Genomic DNA, 13,829 nt, shown 5'->3' with positions numbered 1-13,829 from the left:
GCCACCGCCGCACCCCCGGGGACCAGGAACGGCGCGGTGAGCGCCCGACAGAGAGGGAGTGACCGATGACCTCCACCGAACAGATCATCGAGGCCCTGCGCGCGGCCCTCACCGACAACGAACGACTGCGCGAGCAGAACCGGCGGCTGGTCGCCGCAGCCTCGGAACCGCTCGCCGTCGTCGGCATGGCCTGCCGCTTCCCGGGCGGGGCCGACTCCCCGGACCTGCTGTGGGAGCGCCTGGCCGACGGCAGGGACATGATGTCCCCGCTGCCCCGCGACCGGGGGTGGGACCTCGACGCCCTGCTCGGCACCGCCGACGGCGGCCCCGCCGCGTCCGCCGCGCGGGAGGGCGGGTTCCTGGCCGACGTCTCCCGCTTCGACGCCGAGCTGTTCGGCATCTCGCCCCGTGAAGCCCTGGCCATGGACCCGCAGCAGCGGGTCATGCTGGAGGTCGCCTGGGAGGCGTTCGAACACTCCGGCCTGGACCCGCTGTCCCTCAAGGGCAGCCCCACCGGGGTCTTCCTCGGCGTGTCCTACGCCGCCTACGGCTCCGACGTCACCCACGTCCCCGCCGAGGTCCAGGGCTACTCCATGACCGGCAACGTCACCAGCGTCGCCTCCGGTCGCATCGCCTACACGCTCGGCCTGGAGGGCCCGGCCGTGTCCGTCGACACCGCCTGCTCGTCCTCCCTGGTCGCCCTGCACCAGGCGGCGCACGCGCTGCGGGCCGGCGAGTGCTCGCTCGCGCTCGTCGGCGGGGTGTCGGTCATGCCCACGCCGGCGCTGCTCGTGGAGTTCACCCGGCAGCGCGGCATGGCGGGCGACGGCCGCGCCAAGGCGTTCGCGGCCGCCGCCGACGGCACCGCCTGGGCCGAGGGCGCCGCGGCCGTCGTCGTGGAACGGCTGTCCGACGCGCGACGCCACGGCCACCGGGTCCTCGCGCTGGTGCGCGGCTCGGCCGTCAACCAGGACGGCGCCAGCAACGGCCTCACCGCCCCCAACGGCGCCGCACAGCGCCGGGTGATCCGCGCCGCGCTGGACAGCGCCGGCCTCACGCCCCAGGAGGTGGACGCCGTCGAGGCGCACGGCACCGGGACCCGCCTGGGCGACCCCATCGAGGCCCGCGCCCTGTTCGACACCTACGGCAGGGACCGGGACCCGGCGCACCCGCTGTGGCTGGGCGCCGTCAAGTCCAACTTCGGCCACGCCGGGACCGCGGCGGGCCTCGCCGGGCTCGTCAAGACGGTGTTGGCGATGCGCGCGGGGCGGCTGCCGAGGACCCTGCACGTGGACGAGCCCACCCGGGCCGTCGACTGGTCGTCCGGCACGGTGCGGTTGCTCACCGAGGACGTCGCCTGGACCCGCGCCGGCCACCCGCGCCGCGCCGGGATCTCCTCGTTCGGCATCAGCGGCACCAACGCCCACGTGATCGTGGAGGAGGCCCCGCAAGCCCCGGACTTCCCGGCCCCGGGCACCCCGCAGGCCCGAGGGCTCACGGAACCTGAGGGCGCGGTGGGCGCGGCCACGGCGGGCGACGGGACGGCGGCCGTCACGGAAGGACCGGGATCGGCCCGCGGCACGGGCGCGGTTCCCGGCGCGGGCCGGGCCCCGGTCCCCGAGGCGGCTTCGGCCCCCGGCGAGGGCACGGGCCGCCCGGAGGCGGCCGCCGCGGCCGACAGGCACACGTCCGGCTCCGGCTCCACCCCCGCCGAGACCCCCTTGCCCCTCGCCGGGCGGACCGGGGCCGCGCTGCGCGCCCAGGCCGCCCGGCTCGCCGACCACATCGCCCGCAGGACCGGCGTCCCCCTCGCCGACGTCGGCCTCTCGCTCGCCACCACCCGCGCGCGGCTGCCCCGGCGCGCCGTCGTGGTCGCGGACGGCCGGGAGGAGGCCCTGCGGGCCCTGCGCGCCCTCGCCGCCGGTGAGCCCGACCCGGCCGTCACGGAAGGCGAGGCGGAGACCGAGAACCGGCCCGCGTTCCTGTTCACCGGCCAAGGCGCCCAGCGCCCCGGCATGGGCGCGGGCCTGTACGCCGCGTTCCCGGTGTTCGCCGCGGCGTTCGACGAGACCTGCGGGTCCCTGGACCGGCACCTGGAGCACTCGCTGCGCGAGGTCGTCCTCGCCGCGCCGGGCACCCGAGGAGCCGCCCTGCTCGACACCACCGCCTACACCCAGCCCGCCACCTTCGCCCTCCAGGTCGCCCTCCACCGGCTGTGGGAGTCCTGGGGCGCCGCCCCGCGCTTCCTCATCGGCCACTCCGTCGGGGAGATATCCGCCGCGCACGTCTCCGGTGTCCTCTCCCTGGACGACGCGGCCGCCCTGGTCACCGCGCGCGGCGCCCTGATGCAGGCCCTGCCGCCCGGCGGCGCCATGTACGCCGTGCAGGCCACGCCGGACGAACTCGCGCCCCACCTGGCGGGCCGCGAGGCCGAGGTGTCCCTCGCGGCCGTCAACGGGCCCCGCTCCGCCGTGCTGTCCGGCGACGCCGAGGCCGTGGCCGGGGTCGCCGCGCACTGGGCGGAGCGCGGTCGCAGGACCAAGAGGCTGCGCGTCGGCCACGCCTTCCACTCGGCCCGTATGGAACCCATGCTCGACGCCTTCCGCGAGGTCGCGGCCGCCCTCTCCTACCGGCAGCCCACCGTGCCCGTGATCTCCAACGTCACCGGCCGGGCCGCCGCCCCCGGTGAACTGGCCGACCCGGGCTACTGGGTGCGGCACGTGCGCGGCACCGTCCGCTTCCTCGACGGGATGCGCGCGCTCGCCGACGAGCACGTCACCGCCTACGTCGAGCTGGGGCCCGACGCCGTCCTCACCGCCATGGCGCGCGAGTGCCTGGGCGGCCGCGCCGCGGCCCGCGTCCTGGCCCCCACCCTGCGCCGTGACCGGCCGGAGACGCGCACCGCCCTCACCGCGGTCGCCGCCGTGCACGCCCACGGGGTGCCGCTCGACTGGGAGGCGGTGTTCTCCGGGCGCGGGGCGCGCCGCACCGACCTGCCCACGTACGCGTTCCAGGGCAGGCGCTACTGGCTGACCAGCGCACCCGACGCCCACGCCGGTGACGTCGTGCCGACCCTGCTGGCCCAGGCCCCGTCCCGGGACCGGGACCCGGCCGCCGCCGGGGACGGTACGCCGCCGCCCGCGGACGTGGGGGAGCGGTGGGCCGACCGGCTGCCCGCCCTGGACGAGGAGGCCAGGACCGCCCTGCTGACGGGACTGGTCCGCCGGCACGTCGCCGCGGTGCTCGGCCACACCTCCCCGGAGGAGGTCCTCGTCGCCCGCGACTTCGGCGAGCTGGGTCTCGACTCCATGCCGGCCGCCGACCTGCTGACGCGGCTCCAGGCGGCCACCGGGCTCGACCTGCCGGCCACCGCAGTCCTCGACCACCCCAGCTGCGAACGCCTCGCGGCGCATCTCGCCGACCGTCTCGCCGACGGCGTCCCTGTCGCCGCGCCCCCCGCCCGCCCGGACGGGCTCGCCGGGCTGTTCCTGCGGGCCTGCCGCGAGGGCCGGGCGCGCGAGGCCCACGAGCTGACCGCCGGCCTCGCGGCGTTCCGGTCCTCGTTCACCGACTCCGCCGGGCTCGACCGGGCGCCGCGCACCGCCTGGCTGTGCGACGGCCCGGACGAGCCGGTGCTGCTGTGCTTCCCCTCGTTCGTCTGGCAGCAGAACTTCTACACCTACGCCAAGCTGGCCTCCGGCTTCCGCAGCGGTCGCGCCGTCGCCACGATCGGGCTGCCGGGCTTCGAGGAGGGCGAGCCCCTGCCGGCCTCCGTGGACGCCCTCGCCGAGGCGCTGGCCGACGCGGCCCGGCGGGCGGCCGCGGGCCGGACGTTCGCCCTGCTCGGGCACTCCGGCGGCGGCAACGTCGCCGCGGTGGTCGCCGCCCGGCTGGAGCGGCGCGGCACCCCGCCCGGGGCGCTGGTGCTGCTCGACACCCCGGCATGGGGCGGCGGGCACGGCCTCGGCGGCGAGCGGTGGGGCGACGCCGTGCAGCGCGCCCTCGTCGAGCGGGCCGCCCTGGTGGCGCGGGCCGCGGACGGCGCCGCGGAGGCGTGGATCACCGCACGGGCCCGGTACGCCGGGTTCGACTACGCAGTCCCCCACCTCGGCACCCCCACGCTGCTCGTGCGCGCCACCGAACCCCTCCCGGCGCAGGGCGGCCCGGACCCCGCCGACGACGGCTGGCGGGTGGCCTGGGCGCTGCCGCACACCGTGGCCGACGCGCCCGGCGACCACTTCTCGATGCTGGAGGCCGACCACGCGGCCAAGACGGCACAGGCCGTCGACGACTGGCTGCGCGGCCCCCGGTGAGCCCGGCGGCGCCCCCGGACGCCCCGGATCCTCTTCGGCCCGACGGCGTCCGACCCCGGGCCGGGACGCAACCGGGCCGGCCCCCTTCCCCGCACCACGGAGCAGAAACGGACACACGGCATGACCCCCTGGGACCGTGCAGCCGGACCATGGCTGACGCGCTACACCCCGCCCCGGCCCGCTGGTGGCCGCATCCAGCTCGTCTGCCTGCCGCACGCCGGCGGCTCGGCCACCTTCTTCCAGCCGCTCGCCAGGGCGTTCGAGGCGCTGCCAGACGCCCCCTTCGAGGTGCTCGCGGTCCAGTACCCGGGCCGTCAGGAACGGCGCGCGGAACCGCTCCTCGACGACCTGGCGGCCCTGGCGGACCGGGTGGCCGAGGCCCTGCGGCACGCCGGGGACGCCCCGCTCGTGCTGTTCGGGCACAGCATGGGAGCGCTCGTGGCCTGGGAGGCCGCACGCAGGCTGTGCCGGCCCGGGGACACACCCCCGGCGGGGCTGGTCGTCTCCGGCCGCGGCGCGCCCTCCCTCCACCGCGACGTGCGGCTGCACCTGCGCACCGACGCCGAACTGGTCGCGGACCTGCGCTACCTCAGCGGCACCGCGTCCGACCTGCTGACCGACCCGGATGTCCTCGGCATGGTCCTGCCCGTGCTGCGCGGCGACTACAAGGCCGTCGACGGTTACCGCTACGAGCCCGGGTCCCCGCTGAGCTGCCCCGTCGCCGTCTTTCTCGGCGACCGCGACCCGTGGGCCAGGCAGCGGGAGGCGCGCGGCTGGCAGGAGGAGACCACCGGACCGGTGACGTTCCGCACCTTCCCCGGCGACCACTTCTACCTCACCGCGCGGTGGGACGCGGTGGCCCTCGCGGTCGCGGAGTCCCTGGCCGGCGTCACGGCCGGCTGACGGCGCGCACGCAGACGATCGTCTTCCCCGAAAGGAACGTGAGAGGAACGATGTCCGAGACGACACGGGCGGTGGTCCTGGGCGCGGGCATGGCGGGCATGCTGGCCGCCACCACGCTGGCGCGGCACGTCGACGCGGTGACCGTGCTCGACCGCGACCGGCTGCCCGGCGACGCCGACCCCCGCCGCGGCGTGCCGCAGGCCCGGCACACCCACGTGCTGTGGTCGGGCGGCGCGCGGGTCATCGAGTCACTGCTGCCCGGCACCACGGACCGGCTCCTCGACGCGGGAGCGCACCGCATCGGGCTCCCCGAGGACCTGGTGTCGCTGACCGCGTACGGCTGGCAACGGCGCTTCCCCGAGACCCAGTTCATGATCGCCGCCAGCCGCTCGCTGCTGGACTGGACCGTGCGCGACCGTGCCGGGGCCGACCCACGGATCACCGTGACCGGCGACACCGACATCATCGGGCTGCGGGGCGACGCGTCGGCGGTCACCGGCGTCACCTACAAGCCGCGCCGGGAGGGCACCGTGTCGGTGCTCGACGCCGACGTCGTGGTGGACGCCACGGGCCGGGGCTCCCCGGTGAAGCGCTGGCTCGCCGCGCTCGGCCTGCCCCCGGTGCAGGAGGACGTCATCGACTCCGGCATGGCGTACGCCACCCGGATCTTCCGGGCGCCCCCGGGCGCGCGGAAGAAGTTCCCGCTGGTCAGCGTGTACGCCGATCACCGCGCCGGGGTGCCGGGGCGCAACGGCATCCTGCTGCCCATCGAGGACGGCCGCTGGATGGTCACGCTCTCCGGCACCCGCGGCGGCGAGCCGCCGACCACCGAGGAGGGCTTCACCGCCTACCTGCGCACCCTGCGCCACCCCCTGATCGCCGACCTCGTCGAGCGCGCGGAGCCGCTGACGGGTGTCCAGGCGTCCCGTTCGACCGCGAACCGGCGCCTGTACTACGACCGGCTCGTGGAATGGCCCGACGGACTGGTGGTCCTGGGCGACGCGGTCGCCGCGTTCAACCCCGTCTACGGGCACGGGATGAGCGCCGCGGCGCTCAGCGCGGCGGCCCTCGGCGCCACCCTGGCCGAACGCGGACTGCGGCCGGGCACCGCCCGGGCCGTGCAGCGGGCCGTCGGTGCGGTGGTGGACACCCCGTGGTCGCTGGGCACCTCCCAGGACATCTGCTACCCGGACGTGCTCGCCCGCACGGACGACCCGCGCCTGACCAGGCACGCGGCGCAGCGGCGCGCCCAGGCCGACCTGATCGGCACGGCGGCCCTCGCGGACGCCGCGGTGTGCGCGGCCGCGATGCGCGTCAACACCCTGTCGGGCGTCGCCGACGACGCCTTCCAGGCACCGGAGGTGCGCGCGGCACTGGCCGGGGCGGCCGCGCTCGACCTGCCCGACGGGCCGACGCTGAGCGACGACGAGTACGCGGCGGCGCGGACGGCGGTGCCCGCGGGCCACTGAAACGGGCGGATCCGGGCTCCGGCAGCGCGCCACCGCTGTCGCGAGCTTCCCGTTTCCTCGTTCAGTCATTACAGTGATGACTGAAACGGCTATAGCTCACTATGAGCTACAGGAGGTGCTGCAGCATGTCGTCGGACGACGCCGGGAGACAGCAGGATCCCGACGCGGAGCGGCTCCGCGCCTGGATGGAGCGGGTGACGGCATGGTTCATGCTGCAGGCCGGCTGGCCGCCGATCATGGGCAGGACCATGGCGTGGCTGATGATCAGCGAGCCGCCGGAGCAGACGGCCGCGCAGATCGCCGAAGCCGTGCAGGCCAGCCGCGCGTCCCTGACCACCACCCTCCGGCTGCTCACCGAGGCCCGCATGGTGCAGGCCGTCACCCGCGCCGGTGAGCGGGCCACGTACTACCGGATCACGGAGGACGCCTGGTCGGGCGTCCTCAAGCGGCGCCTGGAGAGCATGACGTCCTTCGCGGACATCACGGCAGAGGGCCTGCGGCTGTTCCCGGAGGGTGAGGTGCGCGCGGCCAGGATGCGCGAGGCCCACCGCATGTTCACCTGGCTGAACTCCGAGGCCGAACCCATGTGGAAGCGCTGGGACGCCGTCAACCGCGGTGACCGGGCGGACGATCCGAACGACGAGGACGGGATGCCGTTATGAGTGATGTGCAGAGCCGCAAATGGTGGGCCCTCGGGGCCATCGGCTTAAGCCTGCTGGCGATCGGTGTCGACGCGACCATCCTCAACGTGGCGCTCCCCACGGTGAGCGCCGACCTCGACGCGTCCACCAGCCAGCTCCAGTGGATCGTCGACGCCTTCACCCTGGTCCTGGCGGCCGTGCTGCTGCCCGCCGGCCTGCTGGGTGACAAGTTCGGCCGCAAGAAGTTCCTGGTCGCCGCGCTCCTGCTGTTCGGCGTCGCCTCCCTGCTGTGCGCCTACTGCACCAGCTCAGGGCAGCTCATCGCCGCCCGGGCCGTGCTCGGCCTGGCCGCGGCCTTCATCGTGCCGCTGTCCACCTCCGTCCTGCTGAACATCTTCGAGACCGAGGCGGAGCGTACGAAGGCCATCGCCGTCATCGCCGTCTCCCAGATGCTCGGCCTGCCGCTCGGCCCCATCATCGGCGGCGCCCTGCTCAACCACTTCTGGTGGGGCTCGGTCTTCCTCATCAACGTGCCCCTGGTGCTGCTCGGCGTCCTCGCCGTCGCGAAGCTCGTGCCCGAGTCCCGCAGCGCCGAGCGCGTGACCATCGACCTGGGCGGCGTGGTGCTCTCCAGCGCCGGTCTCACCGCGCTCACCTACGGCGCCATCGAGGCGGGCGAGAAGGGCTGGGACAGCACCGAGACGGCCGTCGCGCTGCTCGCCGGCGCCGTGCTGACCGGCCTGTTCGTCCTGTGGGAGCTGCGCGTCACCGCGGCCGGCAAGGACCCGCTGGTCGACCTCGGCCTCTTCCGCGGCAGGGGCTTCGTGTGGGGCTCCGTCCTGAGCACCATCGTCAGCTTCGCGATGTTCGGCCTGATGTTCGCCCTGCCGCAGTACTTCCAGGCGGTGCTGGGATCCGACGCCCTCGGCACCGGCCTGCGGCTGCTGCCGCTCATCGGCGGCCTGCTCGTCGGGGCCAGCGTCATCAACAAGATGCCGGCGCAGCTGGGCCCGCGCGCCGTCCCCGCCCTGGGCTTCCTGCTGGTGAGCGTGGGCCTGTTCATGGGCACCGCCACCGAGACCGACTCCGGCTACGGCTACGTCGCGATCTGGCTGGTCGTCATCGGCGCCGGCCTCGGCCTGGCGATGACCCGCTCCATGGCGGCGGCCCTCAACTCCCTGTCCAAGGAGCGCAGCGGCGTCGGCTCGGCCGTGGTGCAGGCGCTCCGTCAGGTCGGCGGCGCGATCGGTGTCGCGGTGCTCGGCGCCGTCGCCAACTCCGCCTACCGCGGCAACCTCGACCTCCCCGGCACCCCGGACGAGATCGCGGACGCCGCCGGGCGCAGCGTCTCCACCGGCGTGGCCGTCGCCGCCAAGCTCCGTGACCCGGCGATGCTCGAGGAGGTCCGGGACGCGTTCATGGGCGCCATGCACACCCTGCTGTACGTCTGCTCCGGCATCGCCCTGGTCGCCGCGCTGCTCGCCCTCGCCTTCATGCCCAAGCAGGCCGCCGTCCCGGCCAAGGACACCGAGCAGGAGAGCGCGGAAGGGAAGCGGATCACCGGCTCGGTCGCCTGAGGAATCCCCCGTCCCAGGCGACCGTGAAAAGGCCGCGGCACCACCGGCTCACGCCGAGGGTGCCGCGGCCGCCCCATACCCGCCGCACCGCCCGTTCCCGGCCGCACCCCTAACCACCGCCCCCGACCCCTAACCCCGGCCCGCGGCGGGGCCCCGGCGGGTACGGGGCGTCCCGGCAGATTAGGGGTTCTGGCCCCTCGTCGACGGTCCCTACAGTCGCAGACGGCGGTCAGTCACTCCTCACGCCAGAATCGGGGACCTCGTGGAAGCCATAGTCAGCGCCGTACTCTCCGACGATGCCCGGCCCGAGGACATCGCGGCCCTCCCGCTGCCCGAGTCGTACCGCGGGGCGGTGATCCGCAAGGAGGACGCCACGATGTTCGAGGGGCTCGCCACCCGGGACAAGGACCCGGCCAAGGCCCTGCGCGTGGAGGAGGTGCCGACCCCGCAGCCGGGTCCCGGAGAGGCGCTGATCGCGGTCATGGCCAGCGCGATCAACTACAACACCGTGTGGAGCGCCATCTTCGAGCCGCTCCCCACGTTCACGTTCCTCGAGCGCTACGCCCGCTCCGGCGACCCCGACGCCGTCCGGCACGACCAGCCGTACCACGTGCTCGGCTCGGACCTCGCGGGCGTGGTGCTGCGCACCGGCCCCGGCGTGCGCGGCTGGAAGCCGGGGGACCGGGTGGTGGCCCACTGCCTGTCCATCGAGCTCCAGGCGCCGGACGGCCACGACGACACCATGCTCGACCCCGAGCAGCGCATCTGGGGCTTCGAGACCAACTTCGGCGGCCTGGCCGAGCTGTCCCTGGTGAAGGTCAACCAGCTCATGCCCATGCCGGGCCACCTCACCTGGGAGGAGGCCGCGGCGTCCGGACTGGTGAACTCCACCGCCTACCGGCAGCTGGTCTCGCGCAATGGCGCCCGGATGAAGCAGGGCGACACGGTCCTCATCTGGGGCGCCGCCGGCGGGCTCGGCTCCTACGCCACCCAGATCGCGCTCAACGGCGGTGCCGTTCCCGTGTGTGTGGTCTCCGGGCAGCGCAAGGCCGAGCTGGTGCGCTCCATGGGCGCCGAACTGGTCATCGACCGGGCGCAGGAGGGGTACCGGTTCTGGAAGGACGAGTCCACACCGGACCCCCGGGAGTGGAAGCGTTTCGGCGCCAGGATCAGGAAACTGACGGGCGGTGAGGACCCGGACGTCGTCGTGGAGCACCCCGGCCGGGAGACGTTCGGCGCCAGCGTGTACGTGACCAGGCGCGGCGGCTCCGTCGTGACGTGCGCCTCCACCTCCGGATACCGGCACGAGTACGACAACCGCTACCTGTGGATGTCCCTCAAGCGCATCATCGGCAGCCACTTCGCCAACTACCGTGAGGCGTGGGAGGCCAACCGTCTCATCGCCAAGGGCATGATCCACCCCACGCTCTCCACCGTGTACCCGCTCTCCGCGGTGGGCACCGCCACCCAGGACGTGCACCGCAACCGCCACTCCGGAAAGGTCGGCGTGCTGTGCCTGGCGCCGGAGCCCGGCCTCGGAGTACGCAACGGTGAACTGCGCGAGCGGCACCTGCCCGCCATCAACCGCTTCCGCGCTCCGACCGACTGACGCCCGCCGACCGCACGAGCGCCGCAGGGCAGCCCGCGGACGACGGCGCGGCACCACCGCTCCTCACGGTGGTGCCGCGCCGTCCGCGTCCCGCTCCACCGGCGTCAACCGGCGTCGGCCGCCGCCTCCTTCGCGAACGCCGCCACGTACTCGTCGATCGTGTCCGCCACCGACGCCTGGTGGTCGTTGAGGTAGAAGTGCCCGCCCGGGAAGACGCGGAAGCGGAAGCCGCCCGTGGTGTGCCGACGCCACGCCTGCGCCTCCTCCGGCGTCACCCGCGGGTCCGCGTCGCCCGTGACCACCCCGACGGGGCAGCGCAACAGCGGCTCGGGCGCCGGCTCGTGCGTCTCCACCGCCTGGTAGTCGGCCCGCAGCCCCGGCAGGATCATCCGTACGATCTCCTCGTCGTCCAGGAGCGCCGAAGCGGTGCCGCTCAGGGAGCGGACCTCGGCCAGGAACTCCTTGTCGCCGAGCCGGTGCGCGTCCTCCACCCGGTGTACCGACGGGGCCCTGCGGCCGGAGGCGATGACGCCGAGCGGCACACCGTTCCCCTCGCGTTCCCCCAGCCGGGCCACCTCGTAGGCGATGACCGCGCCCATGCTGTGCCCCATCAGCACCAGCGGCCGGTCCGTCCAGCCGCGCAGCGCCCGGTGGACGCCGTCCGCCAGTTCCGCCAGGGACCGCAACGGCGCCTCGTCACGCCGGTCCTGGCGCCCCGGGTACTGCACGCTGAGCGCCTCGACGCGACCGGTGGCGGCCAGTGCCGCCGAGAAGGGGAAGAAGAACGACGCCGAACCACCCGCGTGCGGCAGGAACACCACCCGCACCCTTGCGTCCGCCACCGGATGGAACCGCCGCACCCACAGGGTGTCCCCGGCGTCGGCAGCGCCGCCCGGCGCGCCCGTTCCCGTGCTCCTGTCCGTGCTCATCCACGTGACTCCTCACCGGGCGGCCCCGCGGGGCGTGTCCACATGACGGCGCCAGCCTAGGTGGCCCCGGGCCCCACCCGAACCCCTAATCCCACCCCGGGCCCCGACACGGCCACCCCTGAGAACTCGTGAACCGCCCCTGAAGCCAGGCATGTTGAGCATCCGCACGAGCGCGTGTGAGTACGCGTACTCAGGGCTCGGCAGCCCTCCGGCGGCGAGAGTGGTGGCACACCGAACGACTGGAGAAAGTCATGAACACGTCCCGCAGAGCGGGCTTCACCACCAGAGTCCGTCCTGGACGCATGCGCATCGCGGCCGCCGCTTTCGCGAGCGTGGCCGCGGTGGTGGCGCTCACCGGTTGCTCCGGCTGGGAGTACCGCGAAGACGTCTGCGCGAGTGGCGAGTACCCCGTCCTGTCCGTGGGCGGAACCGGCAGTGCCTGCGTTTCGGACGGACAGGAACCTCCGTCGGGATTCGCGCGGTATCCGCAGGGCAAGGTGCCGCAGGAGGTCGGCGACAAGTGGGACACGTACTGGGACACCCACACCCTGGACAAGGAGGGCAACGTCATCGACGCCCCGGCGGAGGGCTGACCCCGACGCCCGCATCCGGCGGGCATCCCAGTGCATGGCGCCGCAGGGCCGCAGCCAGTCGACTTGCCGGTTCCTGCTTACCGTGTTCGGTCGGCCCGCGACGATCCGACGTGCCGGTTCTGGAGCTGCTGAAGGCCCAGCAGGTCGGCGAGACACCGGAGTGGCCGTCAGCGATAAGGGTTCCCGACAACGGCGTTGGACGTGTCGGTGGGTGATCAGGCAGGTGTCGAGGCAGAGGAAGGTTTCGTGGATGTCGTCGCGGCTCTCCCAGCGGATTCGCGGCGGCGGATGCCGTTCAGCCGTCAGGTCGGCGTCGTGGCCGACCGACCGCGCCGGCCACGGGTGGGACCGTGTCCAGCAGCGGCAGCAACTGCGCGACGTCGTTGCGGTTTCCGCCGGTCAGCGACACCGCGAGCGGGATGCCCTGTCCGTCGGTGAGGACATGGTGCTTGCTGCCCGGCCGTGCGCGGTCGACCGGGCTGGGCCCGCTTGTCGGCCGCGCAGGGCCGCCCGCACGTGGGAGGAGTCGATCACCGCCCGCGACCAGTCCAGCTTCTTCGCCGCCGCAGCTTCTTCAGCAGCACCAGATGCAGCTCGTCCCACGCGCCGGCCCGTTTCCACGCGGTCGGCGGTCGCCAACAGGCATCCCCGAGCCGAAGCCCAGTTCCTGTGGCAGGTGCTCCCACTGGATGCCGGTATGCAGCACGCACTGGATCCCGCACAACGCCTGCCGGTCCGGCAGGCTTGTGACTGTGGCTCGGCGGCCTGTCGGCGACGCGACGCGCAACGGCGATCCGTGGCGTACCTGGCCTACTTCGCCGTAACGGTCGTGATGTACGTGTCAGTCCACTTCGAGGGCGTCCAGGGCCAGCGTGTGGGCGATGGCGAGGCGGCGGTCGATGTCGGGCGCGAGGATCTCAAGTACGTACCGGGTGTGCAGCCCCAGCTTCTTGGTGACGGTCATCAGCGGCTTGCCGCTCTCGGTGTACTCGAAGCGGTACGGCCAGATGAACGGCACGTATTCGAGATACGGCACGAACTCCCAGACGAACCGGACGAAGGCCACCACCCTGCTGCGCTCGCGGCAGGTCAGCTTCGTCGTCCCCGGCTGCCGCACCTGCCATGTCCTGCGGAGGAAAGACGCGCCCGCGTCCTCGTGGAACGACCCGAAGGACCGGCCCGAAGCGTCCCGCACGTCGTACATGTAGCCCACTTCGTGGTCGCGGCCCTTGAAAGCGGCGAGAACGGACTTCCTGGACGCGTCCGTATAGACGGTCACCTGCCCCCTGAGCGACAGCCGCTTCTGGCGTGCGTATGCGACGGGCTCGCCCTCGGAGCCGTCCGGCCGTGCCACGCTCACCACGTACTCGCCGGTCGTGAGGCTCAGTGACTTCTTGATGACGAAGGTGTCGTGGGACTGGATGTCCGGTGCTTCCGCGGGGGTTGGGGCCGGGGCTGGGGCGGGGGCGGCCTTGGTGAGACCGACGGCGGCCTCGTCCTGCTCCGCGCCCGTTCCTGTACTCGACTCCGCGCCGGTGCTGTCCATGTGGATCTCCCGTTGTCCCCGTGTCCCCGTTTCGGTCCGTCCATCGTCGGCCGCACGACCGGCCCGGCGCAGTCTCCGGAAGTCGTGATCCCGTACGACGAAAGATGTCAACTTTCGTCGTACGGTGGCACGACGCTCGGCCGATGCAGGCGCTCTTCCGGGGGCCTACCGTCGGTCCGGTGTATGCGGACAGGGAAATGGATGTGGATGTGCGGGTGGGTACGGATGTGGGAGATCGACGGGTACCTT

8 protein-coding genes and 2 pseudogenes are annotated in these 13,829 nt (G+C 73.8%); 7 read left to right on the top strand and 3 right to left on the bottom strand.

The window, feature by feature from the left end; translation table 11 throughout:
* Positions 1-65 precede the first annotated feature (65 nt).
* The 6 genes and pseudogenes from Saso_RS38670 to ccrA form a co-directional block, all read left to right on the top strand.
* Positions 66-4,283, top strand: a pseudogene (locus tag Saso_RS38670) (type I polyketide synthase); the annotation flags it as partial.
* A gap of 150 nt (positions 4,284-4,433) precedes the next feature.
* The gene (locus tag Saso_RS38020; protein WP_189928442.1) at positions 4,434-5,216 is read left to right on the top strand and encodes a thioesterase II family protein; all 783 of its coding nucleotides are present in this window, start codon (positions 4,434-4,436) and stop codon (positions 5,214-5,216) included.
* A 50-nt stretch (positions 5,217-5,266) separates the two neighbouring features.
* Positions 5,267-6,685 carry an NAD(P)/FAD-dependent oxidoreductase gene (locus tag Saso_RS38015; RefSeq protein ID WP_189928444.1) on the top strand — a complete coding sequence of 473 codons (1,419 nt, stop codon included), beginning with the start codon at positions 5,267-5,269 and terminating at the stop codon, positions 6,683-6,685.
* Between the two features lie 125 nt (positions 6,686-6,810).
* Positions 6,811-7,347, top strand: a complete 537-nt coding sequence (locus Saso_RS38010; RefSeq protein ID WP_189928446.1) for a GbsR/MarR family transcriptional regulator — start codon at positions 6,811-6,813, stop codon at positions 7,345-7,347.
* Entirely contained in the window at positions 7,344-8,903 is a 1,560-nt protein-coding gene (locus Saso_RS38005) for an MFS transporter (RefSeq protein WP_189928448.1), read from the top strand. The genes Saso_RS38010 and Saso_RS38005 overlap by 4 nt, the downstream gene beginning before the upstream one ends.
* 262 nt (positions 8,904-9,165) lie before the next feature.
* Positions 9,166-10,512, top strand: coding sequence for a crotonyl-CoA carboxylase/reductase (gene ccrA / locus Saso_RS38000; RefSeq protein ID WP_189928450.1), 1,347 nt, complete (start codon positions 9,166-9,168; stop codon positions 10,510-10,512).
* 104 nt (positions 10,513-10,616) lie between these two features.
* On the opposite strand, the gene Saso_RS37995 is transcribed toward ccrA, so the two are convergent.
* Positions 10,617-11,441: a thioesterase II family protein gene (locus Saso_RS37995; RefSeq protein ID WP_189928453.1), complete on the bottom strand. Its 825-nt coding sequence runs from the start codon at positions 11,439-11,441 to the stop codon at positions 10,617-10,619.
* Positions 11,442-11,743: 302 nt separating this feature from the next.
* Here Saso_RS37995 and Saso_RS37990 point away from each other — a divergent pair, with 302 nt between their 5' ends.
* Positions 11,744-12,034, top strand: a complete 291-nt coding sequence (locus Saso_RS37990) for an SCO0607 family lipoprotein (protein WP_189928455.1) — start codon at positions 11,744-11,746, stop codon at positions 12,032-12,034.
* Positions 12,035-12,338: 304 nt separating this feature from the next.
* Here the strand turns inward: Saso_RS37990 and Saso_RS38665 are convergent.
* Positions 12,339-12,776: pseudogene (locus Saso_RS38665) on the bottom strand (transposase); the annotation flags it as partial.
* A 99-nt stretch (positions 12,777-12,875) separates the two neighbouring features.
* Positions 12,876-13,580, bottom strand: a complete 705-nt coding sequence (locus Saso_RS37980) for an LURP-one-related/scramblase family protein (protein WP_189928457.1) — start codon at positions 13,578-13,580, stop codon at positions 12,876-12,878.
* Positions 13,581-13,829 lie beyond the last annotated feature (249 nt).

It is taken from the genome of Streptomyces asoensis (assembly GCF_016860545.1).
Classification (GTDB): Bacteria; Actinomycetota; Actinomycetes; order Streptomycetales; family Streptomycetaceae; genus Streptomyces; species Streptomyces asoensis.
The sequence above is the reverse complement of the archived record's forward strand: the minus strand, read 5'-3'. Positions and strand labels throughout refer to the sequence as shown.